At 48.8% G+C, this 17790-nt stretch carries 11 protein-coding genes; 10 read left to right on the top strand and 1 reads right to left on the bottom strand.

Annotation, left to right across the window (positions count from 1 at the left end; genetic code table 11):
* The first annotated feature begins 12 nt into the window (after positions 1-12).
* Complete coding sequence (asnS, locus tag B1728_RS11970; protein WP_079910438.1) at positions 13-1311, top strand: asparagine--tRNA ligase; 1299 nt, start codon at positions 13-15, stop codon at positions 1309-1311.
* A gap of 146 nt (positions 1312-1457) precedes the next feature.
* On the top strand, positions 1458-2123 hold the full coding sequence (locus B1728_RS11965) for a DnaD domain-containing protein (RefSeq protein WP_079910437.1): 666 nt from the start codon (positions 1458-1460) through the stop codon (positions 2121-2123).
* Positions 2124-2251: 128 nt separating this feature from the next.
* On the opposite strand, the gene B1728_RS11960 is transcribed toward B1728_RS11965, so the two are convergent.
* On the bottom strand, positions 2252-3973 hold the full coding sequence (locus tag B1728_RS11960) for a PdaC/SigV domain-containing protein (protein ID WP_079910436.1): 1722 nt from the start codon (positions 3971-3973) through the stop codon (positions 2252-2254).
* Between the two features lie 362 nt (positions 3974-4335).
* Here B1728_RS11960 and B1728_RS11955 point away from each other — a divergent pair, with 362 nt between their 5' ends.
* The 8 genes from B1728_RS11955 to B1728_RS11920 all read left to right on the top strand — a co-directional run bounded on the left by B1728_RS11955 (position 4336) and on the right by B1728_RS11920 (position 17767).
* Positions 4336-5157 carry an ABC transporter ATP-binding protein gene (locus B1728_RS11955; protein ID WP_079910435.1) on the top strand — a complete coding sequence of 274 codons (822 nt, stop codon included), beginning with the start codon at positions 4336-4338 and terminating at the stop codon, positions 5155-5157.
* On the top strand, positions 5117-6241 hold the full coding sequence (locus tag B1728_RS11950; protein WP_483310976.1) for an efflux RND transporter periplasmic adaptor subunit: 1125 nt from the start codon (positions 5117-5119) through the stop codon (positions 6239-6241). The genes B1728_RS11955 and B1728_RS11950 overlap by 41 nt, the downstream gene beginning before the upstream one ends.
* Before the next feature lie 5 nt (positions 6242-6246).
* Positions 6247-9171: an ABC transporter permease gene (locus tag B1728_RS11945; protein ID WP_079910635.1), complete on the top strand. Its 2925-nt coding sequence runs from the start codon at positions 6247-6249 to the stop codon at positions 9169-9171.
* Positions 9172-9173: 2 nt separating this feature from the next.
* Positions 9174-10055 (top strand): ABC transporter ATP-binding protein, encoded by an 882-nt coding sequence (locus B1728_RS11940; protein WP_079910434.1) that lies wholly within the window; start codon positions 9174-9176, stop codon positions 10053-10055.
* Positions 10056-10118: 63 nt separating this feature from the next.
* Positions 10119-11591: an ABC transporter substrate-binding protein gene (locus tag B1728_RS11935; protein WP_079910433.1), complete on the top strand. Its 1473-nt coding sequence runs from the start codon at positions 10119-10121 to the stop codon at positions 11589-11591.
* 54 nt (positions 11592-11645) lie between these two features.
* On the top strand, positions 11646-13796 hold the full coding sequence (locus B1728_RS11930; protein WP_079910432.1) for a hypothetical protein: 2151 nt from the start codon (positions 11646-11648) through the stop codon (positions 13794-13796).
* Between the two features lie 237 nt (positions 13797-14033).
* Complete coding sequence (locus tag B1728_RS11925) at positions 14034-14558, top strand: GbsR/MarR family transcriptional regulator (protein WP_079910431.1); 525 nt, start codon at positions 14034-14036, stop codon at positions 14556-14558.
* A 101-nt stretch (positions 14559-14659) separates the two neighbouring features.
* Complete coding sequence (locus B1728_RS11920) at positions 14660-17767, top strand: efflux RND transporter permease subunit (RefSeq protein WP_079910430.1); 3108 nt, start codon at positions 14660-14662, stop codon at positions 17765-17767.
* Positions 17768-17790 lie beyond the last annotated feature (23 nt).

The following is a 17790-nucleotide window of genomic DNA, read 5'->3' as shown; positions in this document are numbered from 1 at the left end:
ATGATCCATTGGATGAGCCGAAATTTGTCCATGATTCGTGATGTCGATCAGCATAAAGATGGTACAGTGACGATCGGCTGCTGGCTGCATAATAAGCGTTCAAGCGGTAAAATCCAGTTTTTGCAGCTGCGTGACGGCTCGGGGTTTATACAGGCGGTAGTCGTTAAGAGCGAAGTGCCTGAGGAGGTCTGGGAAACGGCTGGCAAGCTGACGCAAGAAAGCTCGCTGTATGTGACCGGGACGGTACGGGAGGATACCCGCAGCAAGAGCGGCTACGAGCTGACGGTGACCGGAATTGAAATTATCCAGGTGTCCACTGATTATCCGATAACTCCTAAAGAGCATGGTGTCGATTACTTAATGGATCACCGTCATTTGTGGATTCGTTCGCCGCGGCAGCGGGCGATTCTCGTCATACGCGCGCAAATTATCCGCGCAATCCAGCAGTTTTTTGACGAACGGGGCTTTCATCTGGTCGATCCTCCTATCTTGACGCCATCATCATGCGAAGGAACGACGAACCTGTTTCATACGAAATATTTTGATGAGGATGCTTTCCTGACGCAGAGCGGTCAGCTCTACATGGAAGCGGCTGCCATGGCGCTAGGGCGCGTTTATTCCTTTGGTCCTACCTTCCGGGCTGAGAAATCGAAGACAAGACGCCATCTGATCGAGTTCTGGATGATTGAGCCCGAGATGGCTTTTGTTACGCATGAAGAAAATCTGGAGGTCCAGGAGCAATTCGTATCGCATATTGTTCAGTCCGCACTGGAGAATTGCGGCAAGGAACTGGAAGTCCTGGAGCGGGATACGTCGAAGCTCCGGAACATTCAAGAGCCGTTTCCCCGGATTACCTATGACGAGGCCGTCCAATTCCTCAAAGCTAACGGACATGAAATTGAGTGGGGAGAAGACTTCGGCGCTCCTCATGAAACTGCTATCGCAGAGAAGTATGATAAGCCGGTCTTTATCACCCACTATCCTACGGAGATTAAGGCGTTCTATATGAAGCCGGATCCGAACCGTCCGGAGGTCGTGCTCTGCGCCGATATGATCGCTCCGGAGGGTTATGGCGAAATTATCGGGGGCAGTCAGCGTATCGACGATCCCGATCTGATGGAAGAGCGGTTCACGGAGCATCAGCTGTCCAAGGAAGCCTATCAATGGTATCTGGATTTGCGGAAGTACGGATCGGTGCCGCATTCGGGATTCGGGCTGGGACTGGAGCGGACCGTTGCCTGGATTTGCGGATTGGATCACGTGCGTGAGACGATTCCTTTTCCAAGGCTGTTGTACCGTTTGTACCCATAATGCAGAAGTCTTGAGTTAGAATCGGATATAGGATCAAGTATGGGAGAGTGAGGCGGTTCCGATGCGGGACGCTTCACTTTCTCGCTTTCCTTCCGGTACAATAGTTGAAGAACGGATACGTGTTTTTGGCAAGGAGAGGTGATCGGATGAAACAGCAAAGTAAGGAAAACACGGAACTGCTTGCGGCATTTGCGGCCGGCTGGCGGGAAGGCAGCGTAGGAATTCCGTATCTTCTGTTAAAATATTACCATGAGTGGAAGCTGACTGAGGTTGAGGTCATGCTTATGATTCATGTGATGGCATTCATGGAAAGGGAGCGCAAGGATTTCCCAACACTTGAAGAGCTCCAGGCCCGGATGACGGTTCCCGGCGAGAAAGTCATTGCGGCATTGCAAAAGCTGCTGAAGGAAGGACTGATTTCCATCGACGATAGCGTGGATCCTGTCAGCGGCGTTCAATATGAAAAGTACAATTTCAGTCCGCTGCTGGAGCGTCTAGCGATCTGCTGGTATGAAGAGATGCAGAAGAATAAGAAGCAGGCGGAGCCGGAAGCCCGCAAAGATATATTTTCCATCTTCGAGAAAGAATTCGGCCGTCCTTTGACCCCTATGGAGCTGGAGTCGATTACAGGGTGGATTGATAAAGACAGTTACCCGGAGGAATTGATTCTGGCGGGCTTGAAGGAAGCTGTATTTGCAGGGAAAGTGCATTTCAGATACATTGACCGGATTTTACTGGAATGGAGCCGCAATCGCATTACAACCGTAGAGCAGGCACGGGAGCACTCCCAGAGGTTTCGTTCCATGCGTTAGTTGAAAGGCATATTGGAATATACAAAACCTTCCCAGGGCAGGGAAGGTTTTTTGTTACGTTTATAGGATTGAGGTTCACCCCAATATCAGGCTCACAACTCATGCCTCGTATTATAGAGGTTCTCCTATTATTTTAGCCCGATGGTCAGCGTATCCGCTTCGGTTGAGACCTCGGCTTTAAGAATTCGATCGAAGAAGGAAACGGGAACATATAAGGACCCTTCCTCATTGATAAAAGGCGCGGCGCCCAGTTGTATGGGGGCCATTTTGTTATAGGTATAAGCGTCTTTACCGACGGTAACCGCTGTCCATTGTGCGCCCTTATTTATTTCAGCCTGCATTTTCTCCGCATTCCATTGCAGCTTGAAGCCCAGGTCTTCAGCGACAGCGCGCAGAGGGGCGAAGGCTGTACCGTTCTCGTCCGTTAACAACGGGAGCTCCTGACCGTTCACCATGAGCTTGGCCGGCTTGGCTTCTTCCTTGCCGTATGAATCTTTTGGAATGGCGATTCGGAACTCCGGTGATCCGGAAGAATAAGGAGCGATTTCATACTGGCTGAACACAATGACGGCATCCCCTTGTTCGATATAGAAGGATTGCGAATCCGAGATTCCTTTAAAGCCATCCTCGAAATATTTTTCCGGCTGCTTGGCGATTTCCGCTTCAATCTGCTTGTTAATCGTTTCTTTGAAATGCTCTCCGAACAGGGAGCTGAGCTCCAATTTTTCCGCCGGATCGCTATTGATGACGTTGTAGTTATCGATTCGCGTCGCTCCATGCGCGCCGCCAGTGTAGGTGTAGGTAATCATTTGAATAGACAGGCGATGATCGCTGCCGTTGCTTCCATCCGATTTGACCTTGTATTGAATCATCAGCTCATAAGGCCGCGGGTCAAGCCCAGCCTTCTTGGCTTCCTCAGTATCCTTTTGGGACTGCTCCTTCATGCTCTCCAAATCCTTAGCGGCATGACTTGCTATCAGGTCATTAAGCTCGGCCTGGTATTTCGTATCCTTCATTCCGCTAATAACAGGGACATCCATGTCCACCTTTAATTGATCGGACTGTTGTTGGGCCGGAGTGGAGGTTACTTGAACCGCTCCTTGGTTCGAGCTTGCACCAGGAATAGAAACGGCAAACTCCGGACTGCCTGCTGCGTAAGGAGCGATTTCATATTCACTGAACACGATATAGGCCTTTCCGTCCTTCAAGTAAAAGATTTGATCGTCACTGATGCTTTGGAATGCATCGGGGAAATATTGTTCTGGATTTTTGGTAATTTCTTCTTTAATATGTTTATTAATTACATCTTTGTAACTGGAACCAAACAGGTCACTTAGTGAAATGGCGGCAGCTTGATCGCGGTCTGCTACGTTATAGGTGTCAATGCGAGACATGCCGTGTGCTCCCCCTGTATAGAGGTAGCTGGTCACTTTGATCGAAAGGGTATGGTTGGCATTGGTCATGACCTCGTAGCTGACATCCAGGGAATAGGGTCTGAATTCGTAGCCGTTCTGTTTCGCCTGTTCAGCCCCTTCCTTAGCCTGCGTTCTTATTGCTTCCAGGTCTTTGGCTGCCGTTTCGGCGATTTGGCTGTTCATCCTGGTTTGATAGGCCGTATCCTTTAACCCGCTAATCACCGGCAAGTTCAAGCTTGCTGTGATTTCATCCGATTGTTCTTTGTCCGCTTTGGTGTTGACTTGAATTTGTGAATCGGAAATGAGTGCGGCAACAGGAACTGCGGTGATGGCGCCGGTGGCCGGAAGAGCTGCGGCAAGCGTGTGACTTGTGTATGAACCGAACAAGCAGCATCCTGCGATGCCTAATGATAATAGTTTAAAAGGCGTTTTCATTGCAAGTACCTCCTGGATGATTATGGATTGATGTAAATCCTATAGTCATTATAACGGACCTGATTTTTCCATTGGTTACGGAGAGGTTACAATTCTAGCAAAGATAGCATGCGGCTATCAATCCTTTTGAATAGAAAGATAGGATGCCGGAGGAAGATATCGTTGATCTGGCTTCAAGTTTTCCCCAGCACAAACCACAGGAAGCCTTGCTATGACTGGATCCGGATTCCGGAATTGGATAAAATGAGAACTTTTTTGAAGACAATTTGTAACTTTTTTGCTGTATCCCTCGTCTATAATTTGGAAGTACTGGTTTTGCTAGATACATAGAATGATTGTCCAGAACAGCTAGGAGGGTCGAAATGCTTGGTTGGCTTCGCCAAAAGAACAAAAATCATCCTGTACCGGCGGAAGGGGAAGCGGGAGCCGAAGTGCCTTCCACTATGCCGCAGCAGGGATCTGACATCCTGGATAGTCCGTCAGCAGCGGATGAACCGGTCGATCATACAAGTCCGTTATTGACCGTTCAAGGAGTAGAAAGGTCCTTTCCTGTCGGAGGCCAGGAGCTGCATGTGCTTAAGGGAATTCATATGTCGTTGTATCAAAGGCAGCTCGTCATGCTCAAAGGGCGTTCCGGCTCGGGTAAAACGACGCTGTTGAATTTGATCGGAGGCCTGGATCAGCCGAACAAGGGAGAGATCGTCTTTAAGGAATATCCGTTTCACTTGTGCAGCGACGACAAGCGGACCCAAATAAGGCGTAAGGAAATAGGATTTATTTTCCAGTCGTTTGCACTGATGCCTCTTCTCTCCGCTTGGGAGAATGTAGAGCTGGGGCTTCGAATGGCGGATGTTCCGCGTTCGGAATGGAAGCAGCGTGTGGCTCACTGCCTGGAGCTGGTCGGGTTAAGTAAGCGGATGCACCATAGACCCTTTGAGCTTTCCGGCGGTGAACAACAGCGTGTAGCTATAGCCAAAGCTATCGCCCACAGGCCCAGCCTGCTGCTTGCCGACGAGCCGACGGCGGAGCTTGATTCGCAAATGGGGGCTCAGGTCATGGCGGTATTTCGGGAGATTATCCAAACCGAGAAAGTGACCATATGTATGACAACTCATGATCCAACAATTATGGAGGTTGCCGACCGTGTATTTGAGATGGTGGATGGAAAATTTATTAACACATAATAGAAAGGCCAAACCTCTTCTTGCATTGTGCATGGCGGCCGTATTGACCGTCAGCTCCGGCTGCTCGCTGCTTCCCAAGGAGGCGGAGGAGGAAACGCTGCCTACCGTCACTCCGCCGAAGCTTTCGAAGAAGCCGGAGTATGTCGTGAAGACCGAAACGCTGGAGACGAAGGTTCGAGGCTCCGGCAAGCTGATGGGAACGAAGGAAGAGGATCTTTATTTCACCGATGAAGAAAGCCGCAGAATTAAAGCCGTTTATGTTAAAAGCGGTGACAAAGTGGAGCAGGGACAGGTCATTGCCGAGCTCGATGTGACGGAGCAGGAAAGCCAGCTAAAGCAAAAGCGGCTTCAGACCCGCAGGGATGAGCTTACGATGATTGAGACCTTGCGAAAAGCGGATGAAATGAGCGCAGAGGATCTCGAGAAGGCTAAAATTGATTTTGAGTTAAAGCGTGAGGATTTAACCAAGCTGGAAAACACTATAGCGAAAGCGAAGCTGACAGCTCCTTACTCTGGAACGATCGTTTCCGTGTATGTTCAGAAAGGCGATACGGCTAAAGCTTACGATGCCATAGCCACTATTGCGGATTTGACGCAGCTGGCCGTTGTGGCAAGCTTGAATAATGAAGACTTGAAGAAGGTCGCCGTCGGTATGGAGGCGATCGTTGATATCAACTCTGCCGGTCAGCACAAGGGAAAAGTTATTCAGCTTCCTAATCCGAGTGCGGATACGAATAATAATAATAATAACAACAACAACGGTTACTATGGCGGGCAGAACGGAAACAACCAGCAGAAAAAGCCGGATTCCATAGACAATTATATGGTAGTGCAGCTGGATCCGTTTCCTGAAGGCTTGAATCGCGGCACGTTCCTGAGCGTATCCGTCATTACGTCGCGCAAGGAAAATGCCGTAACGATCCCGCTCGCTACGCTACGTTCCTACTCCGGACGCAATTACGTGCAGGTTGTTGACGAGCAGGGGAACAAGAAGGAAGTGGATGTCGAGATCGGCCAGCAAACCCCAACGGATGTAGAGATCCTGAAAGGATTAACGCCGGGGCAGAAAGTAGTGGGTCGCTAATGTCGATGCCTATGCTGCGGTTTTTGTACCGCAAGATGTGGAACACTCGCTGGCTGACGCTAAGCTCTCTGGTCGGGCTGATCATGGCGGTCGCTTTTACTACGAGCATTCCGATGTATTCCGACGGGTCGTTAAAGCGGGTCGTCAGCAAGTCGCTGGAAGAAAAAAGCGGCGGTTTGCCCGCAGGCTCCGTACTAATTCGCTATCAGGCTGCAGGGTCGGAACGTGCGGAGCTGGACGCGTTGAAGGATGCAGACCAATACATAACTAACGATATACCCAAAGATATTCAGTTCCCATATCAAGCGTTCGTCAGAAGCTATTCAATCCGTGCTTCCCAGCTGGCGCCTGAAGATCCGGCGAAGGTCGATCCGAGTAAAAAACGGCAGATGACGCTGCTGGCTCAGAATGCCTTGAAGGATCAGGTAGAGCTTAAGCAGGGGCAATGGTTTAGCGAGCAGGTCCAGAACGGCGTCGTAGAAGCCGTCATATTGGAAGAAGCGATGTACCGCAACGATATCCATGTAGGGGACGTGTTCAATTATCCGATTAGCGGCGGCTTGGGTATTGCCCCGGTAAAAGTCAAGGTGGTCGGAACCATCGTACCGAAGAATGACCAGGATCCCTATTGGTTTCAAGGAATGGAGGGGGTCATCAACTCCTTCTTTATGAGTGAAGTGGGGTTTGAGGAGTATATTCTGAAAAACAAAAAAATACCGCTGAATCTGGCCAACTGGTATTATGCCTTTGATTTGAAGGAGATTCAAACGAGCCAGTTATCGCCCTTGGAATCCAAGCTGGAGCGGCTGGATATCATTTTGTACCAGAAACTGAAAAATACACGGGTGGATTTGTCGTTTATTCCTATTCTGCAGGAATTTAAGACACAGAGCCTTCAGCTGCAAATCCTTCTGTTTACCTTGGCAGCTCCCATGATTGCCATGGTGTTTTATTACATTGTGATGAACTCGAGACAGTCTCTGGAGAGGCAGCGCAGCGTCATCGCTGTTCTGCGAAGCAGGGGCGGAAGCACGAAACAAATTATCGGCATCTACTTGCTGGAGGGGCTGCTGCTTGGGTTAGCGGCGATGATCGTGGGCCCTGTGCTCGGATGGTTTATGGCTAAAAGTATCGGGTCGTCCAGCGGTTTTCTCGCTTTTGTAGACCGTAAGGCCGTTCCAGTCGGGGTGTCACGGGAAGCGCTTCTCTACGGTGCGGCAGCCGTGCTTATTGCACTGCTAGCCAGTGTCATCCCGGCGATCGTCTACGCAAGGGCATCCATTGTAAGCTACAAGCAGAAGCTCGCACGCTCAGACCGCGCACCGTTCTGGCAAAAATGGTTTCTCGATGTTCTTCTCATCGGTCTTGTAGGTTATGGCTATTATTTGTTTGATCAAAGGCAGGTGCTATCCGTCCAGACCGGTCTGACTACGGATCAGCTGCAGGTGCATCCGCTGCTGTTCTTCGTCCCTGCCTTATCGATCATCGCTCTCGGATTGTTCTTCTTGCGTATATTTCCTTGGCTGCTGCGTTTGTGGAACTGGCTTGGCAAGAGATTCCTGCCGGTACCGGTCTATCTGACACTAACCCAGCTGTCCCGTTCCGCGCAATCCTATTATCCGTTAATGCTGCTGTTGATTCTTACGCTGGGCTTGGGAGTATATAACTCCTCGGCTGCCAGAACGATAGATCTGAACTCGACGGACCGTATTCTGTACAATTATGGCACGGATGTTGTCATACAGGCTGCATGGGATGGAGTCTCAGACGAAATGCCCCAGGATCAATCCAACGGGCAAAACAACGGGAATAACGGAAGCGGATCAGCCGGAGGCAATCAAGGAAACGGCAATAACGGGAACGGAGGGGGCAACCCTAGTCCCGGAGGAGGTTCAGGCGGCGGCAATGGTATGGAGGAGCCTCCACCCAAGCTTCGCTTTGTAGAACCGCCATTCATCATCTTTCAGCAGTTGGAAGGTGTAGAGCATGCGGCTCGCGTCCTGAGAACCAAAGGCAATGTCGTCATGTCAGGCAAAACTCTGGGTCAGGGCATGGTGATGGGGATCGATAATGTGGACTTCTCCAAGGTGTTCTGGTACAGGAAGGATTTGTTCAAAGTACATCCGAATGCGTATTTGAACCTGCTTGGGACTTATGAGCAAGCGGTAATTATTCCTACCTCCTTTGCCGAAAAGCATCATATCAAGGAAGGCGATATCATCAGTATCTCGATCCAGCAGCAGCAGGTCGAATTTGTCGTCGTAGCCACCGTACCCTATTGGCCGAGTCAATATCCGGATCAGATGCCTTTCTTCATTGCGAACCTGGACTACATATACGATCAGGCGCCTGTCACCCCCTATGAGGTATGGCTGAAGATGAAGGATGGAGCGAAGGTTGCTCCAATCATGGAGGAGCTGGCGAAAAAACAGATTCAGATTGCCAGCGTAAAGGATGTCCGCAACGAATTAATTACACAGAAGAAGCACCCGGCCCGCGGTGGTGTATTCGGGATATTAAGTCTCGGCTTCCTGGTCTCCGTATTCATCTCACTGATCGGCTATATTCTCTACTGGTTCTTTAATTTGTCCAGCCGGGTCGTGCAGTTTGGCGTGCTGCGGGCGATGGGGCTGTCACGGCGGCAGCTGACGGGAATGCTCCTGCTCGAGCAAGGGTTTACAGCCGGATTGTCTATCGCACTTGGAATCGGCATCGGGAAGCTGACCAGCTACTTGTTCCTTCCCTTCCTTCAGACGGCAGAAAATGTAAAGATGCAGGTCCCGCCGTTCCAGGTTGTCTTCAATGCCCGTGACACTGATCAGCTGTATGTGGTCGTTGCATTCATGATGCTGACCGGAGCCGGACTGTTGTTCCTGCATATCCGCAGGTTGAGGGTTCACCAAGCCGTCAAGCTCGGAGAGGAGAAATAACAATGATTACATGCGAAGAGCTCGTCAAAATATACAAAACCGACGATATCGAGGTCGTCGCCCTCAAAGGCTTGAACATTTCCGTCGCAGCCGGAGAAATGATGGCCATCATCGGCAACAGCGGCAGCGGCAAATCCACCTTTTTGAACATCCTGGGAGGCCTTGACAGGCCTTCCGCAGGAACGGTTCAGGTTGGAGAATGGAATTTGCTTAAAATTACCGATGAAGAGCTGGTCAAGTATAAGCGCAAAACGGTCGGCTTCATTTGGCAAAACAACGCGCGAAATCTGGTTCCGTACTTAACGGCGCTGGAAAATGTGGAAACACCGATGATGCTGAGCGGAGAATATGACGGAGCCTATGCCAAGCAACTGCTGGAATGGGTCGGTCTGAAGGACCGGATGAGCAACAAGCTTCAGCAATTATCGGGCGGCGAGCAGCAGCGTGTGGCTATCGCCATTTCGCTTGCTAACAGGCCGTCGCTGCTGTTGGCAGATGAGCCGACCGGCTCGGTAGACACGAAGACATCGGATATGATCATGGATATTTTCCGCAGACTCAATCGCGAGCTGGGCGTGACTATCGTCATAGTTACTCACGATATGGCACTTGCCAGCAAGGTGGATCGCGTCGTCGCCATTCGCGACGGGATGACCAGCACGGAATTTATTAAGCGAAATCCGAATCTGGAGCAGGGGCAGACGGAAGCTGCTGCAGGGTTGCAGGCAGCGAATAGCGTCCATGAAGAGTACGTAGTTCTGGATAAGGCAGGGAGACTGCAAATTCCAAAGGCTTATCTGCAGGCCTTACAGATAGATACAAAGGCCTCCATGGAATTCGACGGGGAAAAAATTATTATTAGGCCGCCCAAATCTTTAGATTAGGTCGGAATAAAATCAGTTGTATATGTTTCGATGGCATGACTATATTGTTGGAGGGATTAACCTATGAAACCGTGGATGAAGAAATCATTGCTGTTATCCATCAGCGCCGGTCTTATGGTGCCTACGCTGGCAGCTTGTACCAAGACGAAAGGAGCGGATTCCAATACGGAGAAAGTATTGAGGGTCGCTACCAGCTTCGGTTTCGGTGATGATGAATATTTCCGTCAGCAGTTCACCGAAATTTTTGAATTTGCCAACCCGAATATCAAGATTGAAATTATTCCGACGATGGATGACAGCTATCGCTACGGCGGCAGAATGGATCCGAACAAGAAACCGGTTGATCCGATGGAAAAGCTGAAGGAAGTGATGCAGGGAGATAATCCGCCTGACGTCGTGATGGTCGGTTACGAGCAGCTTAACGACTTAATATCGAACAATTTGCTTACACAGCTGGATCCGATGATAACGAAGGATAAATTCGATATAACCGACATGGTCCCTGCCGTTATTGACGGTCTCAAGAAGACTGGAGACGGGAAGCTGTATGCGTTGGCGCCTACTTTCAGCTCTTCAGCGTTGATTTACAATAAACGTATGTTTGACGAGGCGGGAGTACCGTATCCGAAGGACAAAATGACTTGGGATGAGGTCTTTGACTTGGGCAAGCGGTTAATTAAAGGCGAAGGAGAAAACCGCAAGGCCGGATTCTCTTTCAGCACGCAATCCATGGGCGACCTGTTCTACTCGATGCAGATGTATACAGCGCCTTTACAGCTGAGAATGTTCGATGAGAAGGGTGAGAAGATGACGGTGGACTCCGATCAGTGGGAGAAGATTTGGAAATCGATGCTCAAGCTGAAGCAGGATAAAGTACTGCCGGAACAGCAGGACCCTTCCAAGATGAAAGGACAGATGATGAGCGGAGAAAACTTCAATCCGTTTCAATATGATGATTTTCTGTCTAACCGCGTAGCGATGTCCATCATTAATTACAGTCAATTGAATCAAATTACGAATGCCAATAAAAATGCCGCCAACTTCCCTGGCTACACCCCAATTGATTGGGACGTTGTGACTGTGCCGGTTCATCCGGAGGCCCCGGACGTGGGAGGCTATATCGGAATGAACGGCATCATGGGGATTAATGCCAAGGCTCAAAATGTCGAGGATGCATGGAAATTCATCAAATTCATTAACAGTGAGGATTGGGCACGTCTGAAATCCAACAGCTCCTACAACCTCGTAGCCCGTAAAAAATTCATTAAACCGAAGGATGGCATACAGTTCCATATCGAAGCATTTACTACCCTGACACCGGCCCCTACCCAGGACTATAAAATTTATCAGGAGAAGCCGAGCATTTATCAAGTGCAGGATCTTGGACGCCAGCTGTTTAACGATGTAGTCGATGGAAAACTCCAAGTTCGGGACGCGCTGAAAAAATGGCAGACCGACGGGGACGCCATGCTGCAGCAAATCAAGGAAAATCCTAACGGCCCAATCAACAATGGTACTATGATGAGGGTAGGCTAACCATCCTGGTATTGCATTACGAATCTCAATTCTTCAGGGAGGCTAACAGACATCATGAAAATAAATAAGAAAACGACCCAGATTTTGCTCCTCAGCGCGGCCTTAACCTTAAGTACTGCTGTCCCGGCTTTTGCCGACGACAGCAGTAACCCGCCGGCCAACACATCCAATGTTTTGTCCACCGGGTCAGCTCCGGCATTGGGGCAAGTAAAGGTGACGGCCGACAGCTATTTTGAATTGAAGAATGTTACTATCCTGCCGGAAAAGGGCAGCAAGACGGTTACTTTTACGGTGAGCGTCCATAACGAGGGGAATAGCGACCTGCTGTTTATCGACTACTGGCCTCACCTGAAGACAAAATCCGGCAACCAAATATCCGTTCGCATTCTGCCGCAGGATAAAGATAAGAACCGGATAACGCCGAAATCCGTTCAGGATATCAGCTTCTATGCCTCTGTGAACGAGAATACGGACCTGACCGACCTGATCTTTGAATTTATCAAATGGGACTTCAGTCAGCCGAATTTTGAACGCAGCATAGGTGAGATTGCCGTACCGGACAACTATTCCGTGGTTACGCCGGTCAATGATTCTCATAACATTAATATGGCGGGCACGGAGGTCAAAACCTCGATTAAAAAAATATTCATGACGAAGAACGAGAAGAATGTGACTCCTACCGTCGTGCTGAATATGGAGAACGTCGGAAACCGTTCTGCGGCCGTGCCTGCTTATCAATTTTTAATTCGAACCAAGGAAGGCTACATGTACCCGCTCGACGCCAAGAACATGAAGGACTTGGTTATTAACCCGCAGGTAAAGAAAGAGATCGAAATGACAGGTTCGATTCCAGTCGAGGTCAGTAAGGAAGGATGGCAGCTTGTCATCATTCAGAACGCTTCGGACCTAAAGCTGAATCTGCCTATAGCTTATTTCGAGCTGCCTCAGGTATCGGAGCCTGATAGCGTTGATACCGGAATCGAGTACAAATTTACGAACAAGGAAGGAACCTATACCACCAAGCTGAATTCCCTTCAGCGTCTGCCGTTGGAGGATCAGGACATCTTATCCGCGAATATTACACTAATGAACCAGGGCGAGAATTCGCTGCCCATTCCGGAATTGACCGGCCATTTCCTCCTCGATGACAAGGTGAAGGTAGAGGCCAAGCTGATTCAGACCGACAAGGTAATAGGACTTCCCGTTGGCGGCTCCAGCACCTTTCAATTTATTGGCAAGATGCCTTACACCTACCAATTCTCTACGGTAAAGCTTGTCCTTCAGGAGAAAACCGGAGAGAAGGAAACCGAGGATCTGCTGGAATTCGCCCATCGTTCCGAGCTGATGAACATGCCGTATTACAATGTCGGAGAGACGTACAAGAATATCAATATCGGACGAAACGCAAGCTACCAGGTTCGCAATGTAAAAACCTATGCCGGAGATACAGCCGATATTTTCACGGTTCAGATGGAAGCCGTCAACCTGGAGAAGCGCTATACCGATGTCACGAAGCTGGTGGCGCAATTTAAGACAGCGGATGGCTCCGTCTATCCCGCTACGGTTTCGGAGATCAAGAATAAGATTACCCCGGGAGGAAAAGCGCTGCTTATTTTGTCCAGCACGCTGCCCAAAGGGTTCCCGACCTCGAATATGAATGTAATGATCGGCGAAGCTGTCACCGATAATAAATTCTCTACAAGTAAGGATGCACCAGATGCTTATGTGAATGCCGTCGGCTTCTGGCTTCCTTTGGAGAACTTCGAGGTCAAGGATAATTTATTGGATATCGACCTGCTGCCTTATACGCTTTCTATTAATAAAATTAACACGTGGCTCGACCGGGAGAAATTAAAGGTTACCTTCAATTACGAGCTGACTAAGAACTTATTGATGGAAACCAACACGGAAGGCCGCAAGCTGATCATCGGTCTCGAGGATGAGAATGGCAACAAATCGTTCACGCGGGAATTTGATTTCAAGGATTTTGACATGGTTGATGCTTCCGCGAATACGGAGACGAATAAGGATACCAAAATCAGGCTCGGCAAGCGGGATAAATTTGTTATTGAAGAGCAGGACCAGGACCTTATTTTCCATTTAGAAACATTAAAGACGTACAAGCTTAGCGTTTACGATTCCTATCAAGGACAAAAGAAATTGCTCGCTTCCCAAAAAATCGATTGGTTCTCTACAACGGACTAATCCTGAAGTTGAAAACCGCCTATGTCCATGCGTATAAGCATAGCAAGGCGGTTTTTTCTTGTGCCATTAATGGGGCTAGCTTGCCGTTTTGAAGCGATTGTTAAGAGAGAGTTGGACCCATTTATAAATGAATGGTTAAATTTGTCTTGGAAGTATTGACACATTTTTCAAAACGAATTATGTTATTATCGTTAACAACATTCTTAACGATAATAAACAACAGTGAGGAAGAGTGATATGAAACCACCGCATCCGTCTTTTGCTGCCTTGAAGCAAAGCATTAGCAACCATATGTCTCTCTCTTTTGAGGCGGAAGGCTTCAGCCCGTTGGTTGGTAAAATTTTTGCTTTCCTGTTATCTGCTCCTAGGCCTGTAAGCTTGCAGGAAATGGCCGATGAGCTGGGAGTGACTAAAGCGGCAATCAGTGTACAGGTGCGAACGCTTGAAAAGCATATGATGTGCCATAAAATTCCGACAAGCAACGATCGCAAGGATTACTATTTTATCTCCGACGATATCTGCATGACGGCCCTGCAAGCGAACATACAGAAGATGAAGAGAATTCAACAACAAGTAGAACATACACTACATATTTTCGAGCAGCTGGAAGAGATCGGAGAGGATGAGCGGGCATCCCATGATGCATGCAAAAAACGCTTTATTGAAATGCAGGCCATGTACGAAATGTTCTTGAATCGGCTTGACGGACTGGAGGAGGAATGGAGTCAACGAAGGCGGCAAATATTCACTCAATTAGAATAGGGTCTTCGGTATGAAAAAAGACCAAAATTTATGAAAAAAAATGAAGGGGTAATGAAAAGCGCCTCGTCTAAAGGTTCAGTTAATGTAATGGAGGAGTAGAGATGAATAAATTAACCCAGTTTTCAATGAAAAACATTACGGCCGTCATCATCATCGTCCTTCTGCTGTTTGGAGGAGGCATTTATGCCGCTACCAGCCTGAAGGTTGAAAGCATGCCGGATATTTCGTTCCCGGTCGTATTGGTTAACACTCAATACACAGCTCCCCCCAAGGACGTTCTGGAGGACGTAACGAAGCCGCTGGAGAAGGCGGTTGCCGGCTTGGAAGGGATGAAGAATCTGACGTCGACATCAAGCGATAACTTCTCATCCATCGTCATCGAGCTTGAACAGGATAAGAAGCCGGAAGACGTCAAGAAGGACGTGGAGAGTCTTATCGCCAACGTCAAGCTTCCACAAGGCTCGGAGAAGCCGAAGGTACAGACATTTGGTTTTGCGTCGCAGCCGGTATACTATTTATCCGCTTATGCATCAAACGGAATGAATCAGGAAGAGCTTGATAAAGTCTACAAGGATGTGATTCTTCCGGGATTTAACTCCTTGAAAGGCATCGATCACGTTGATTCTATCGGCAATCAGGAATCAGTGCTTACGATGAAGCTTGACATCAATGCCATCAACAACTATGGTTTGACCCCATCCGGAGTTTCCTCCAGTATTAAAGCCGCATTGCTCACAAGCCCGGCTGGATCCGTTGATTTCAACGGCAACACGCAAATGGTCCGGGTAAGAAGCGATCTGAACTCCATTTATAACCTGGAAAACATGAAAATCACGACGCCAAACGGCGACACCCTGCTGCTTAAGCAAGTAGCTAAAGTCGAGGCGATTACCGAATCGACTTTCTTATCAAGGCTGAACGGACAGCCGGCCATCGGCATTAACTTGTACAAAACGAAAAATGCCAATGCCGTAGAATTCGCAGCCGATGCCGACAAGCTGATGGCGCAGTGGAAAAAGGACTTCCCCAACATTACGTTCCACACCATCTACAATAGTGCTACCGACATTAAAGAATCGGTCAACGGTATGGTTCGCGAAGGCGGATTAGGAGCGATTCTTGCGTCCATTATGATTTTGCTCTTTTTAAGAAACGTACGGATGACCGTTATCGTACTCGTATCAATTCCGCTGTCGATTCTGGTGACCCTGCTCGTTATGGCTCCGCTAGACATTTCTCTTAATATTATGACGCTGGGCGGCATGGCCATTGCTGTGGGGCGTGTCGTGGACGATAGTATCGTGGTTATAGAGAATATTTACAGCCAGCTGCAAAAAGCTCAGGAGCGTAACGAGTCCGTTATTAAGCTGGCAACCTCTCAGGTGGCATCAGCCATTACATCATCGACCATTACGACCGTAGGTGTATTTGGGCCTATTGCCTTCGTCGGCGGGGTGCTCGGAGAAATCTTCCGACCTTTTGCGATAACACTTGTTGTTGCTCTGCTCTCTTCCTTGCTCGTAGCCTTGACTGTCATTCCTATGCTTGCGAAGCTGCTGGTGCTTAGGAGCAAGCAATTCAAGCATCATGACGAGCATCAGATGGGGAAATTTTCGCTTGGCTACAAAAGAATCTTGCTCTGGTCTCTCGGTAACAGGAAAAAAACGATTTTCCTTGCCATTCTGCTGTTCTTTGTCACCATCGCAGGTACCGTACCGTTCTTGGCAGTCTCGTTCATGCCGGAGAGCTCTACGGATAAGCTGATGCAAATTACGATCAAGATGCCCCGTGAAACGACCATCGAAAGCATGGATATGAAAGTAAAGGAAATCGAAGCTAAGCTGCTGGCCTCTAAGGACCCGGCAGGTCAACCTACGTTCGTCTACTTCGATGCATTGATCGGTTATGATCAAGGCGAGGATCGGATTCCGTACCGCAGCTCCATGTTTGCGGAAGCGTCGCCGGCCACGGATGCCAAACAGCTTGTTAAGGATTTGAAGGAAGAGATCTTGTATATGCTGCCTAAAGGCTCCGAGGCGGAGGTTCAGCTTTTGAGCTCAGGCGGGCCGCCATCCGGGGGAGCGGATTTCTCCTATATGCTGAAGGGCGATGATTTGCTCATGCTCTCCAAAGGTGCGGAGCTGGTTAAGGAGAAGATGAAGGAGTTCCCGGCCCTTATTGATATTAAAGATTCCTTGAGCGAATCGAAAACGGAAGTGGAAATCAGCGTTGACCAAAATAAAGCGCGCATTTACGGCTTATCCTCGGCTCAAGTTAACGAATCCGTTCACAGCTGGCTGGCCGAAGAGAAGATTGGCGACCTGAAGTTTGATAACACTACATTTAAAACGAAAATTATGCTGGATCCGAACTTCAAAAATTCCATCGACAAAATCGGGCGTTTCCAGGTTAAAACGCCAACCGGGGCAACGATCAATTTGAATGAAATAGCCAAGGTTCGGCAAATTGATGCGCCTGTAGCCATAACCAGGGAAATGCAAGAGCAGTATGTGAAGGTTACAGCCAAGATCGATAATGTCGATAAGGCCGGTATCAGCAAGCAAGTAGCCGAAGCACTGAAAACCGTTGACCTGCCTTCCGGTGTAAGAACGGAGGTCAAAGGGGTTTCCGACGACATTCAAGAGAGCTTCAGCCAAATGTTTGTCGCTATGGGAGCATCCATCTTTATTGTCTATTTGGTCATGGTATTGGCCTTTGGCAACGGCAGCGCGCCATTTGCCATTCTATTCTCCTTACCGCTTGCCGCCATCGGCGGTTTGCTAGGGCTACTGGTTACTCACGAATCGGTTAACATCACTTCCTTGATTGGTTTTCTGATGCTGATTGGAGTCGTGGTCACCAATGCGATTGTTTTAGTCGATAGAGTGCAGCAGCTTCGTGAAGATGGCTATGAAGTGAAGGAAGCGCTGATTGAAGCAGGGTTGACGCGTCTTCGTCCAATTATTATGACGGCGGGAGCAACGATTATAGCTTTGCTGCCTCTCGGCTTGGGATTGTCCAAAGGAACTTTGATATCGAAAGGCCTCGCCGTAGTTGTTATCGGCGGTTTAACAACGTCTACCTTGCTAACTTTGATTGTCGTGCCTGTCGTTTATATCATGATCGATAATATCAAAAAAAGGTTTGGAAAGATGTTCAGAAAAAATAAAGCCACGTTGGAAGCGAACGCTGCTTCCGGAGCTAATTAATCGGGAACTCGGAAAAGGAGAAG

The sequence above is a fragment of the Paenibacillus sp. 32352 genome (assembly GCF_002042965.1).
In the GTDB taxonomy this organism is placed as follows: Bacteria; Bacillota; Bacilli; order Paenibacillales; family NBRC-103111; genus Paenibacillus_S; species Paenibacillus_S vulneris.
Note: the sequence above shows the minus strand (reverse complement) of the source record. Positions and strands in the feature narration are given on the sequence as shown.

Coding starts and splice junctions, on each gene's coding strand:
- B1728_RS11965 (WP_079910437.1), top strand. CDS start 1,458: ATGAAACAGCAAAGTAAGGAAAACACGGAACTGCTTGCGGCATTTGCG.
- B1728_RS11935 (WP_079910433.1), top strand. CDS start 10,119: ATGAAACCGTGGATGAAGAAATCATTGCTGTTATCCATCAGCGCCGGT.
- B1728_RS11940 (WP_079910434.1), top strand. CDS start 9,174: ATGATTACATGCGAAGAGCTCGTCAAAATATACAAAACCGACGATATC.
- B1728_RS11945 (WP_079910635.1), top strand. CDS start 6,247: ATGCCTATGCTGCGGTTTTTGTACCGCAAGATGTGGAACACTCGCTGG.
- B1728_RS11925 (WP_079910431.1), top strand. CDS start 14,034: ATGAAACCACCGCATCCGTCTTTTGCTGCCTTGAAGCAAAGCATTAGC.
- B1728_RS11920 (WP_079910430.1), top strand. CDS start 14,660: ATGAATAAATTAACCCAGTTTTCAATGAAAAACATTACGGCCGTCATC.
- B1728_RS11930 (WP_079910432.1), top strand. CDS start 11,646: ATGAAAATAAATAAGAAAACGACCCAGATTTTGCTCCTCAGCGCGGCC.
- B1728_RS11955 (WP_079910435.1), top strand. CDS start 4,336: ATGCTTGGTTGGCTTCGCCAAAAGAACAAAAATCATCCTGTACCGGCG.
- B1728_RS11960 (WP_079910436.1), bottom strand. CDS start 3,973: ATGAAAACGCCTTTTAAACTATTATCATTAGGCATCGCAGGATGCTGC.
- asnS (WP_079910438.1), top strand. CDS start 13: ATGAGCCGAAATTTGTCCATGATTCGTGATGTCGATCAGCATAAAGAT.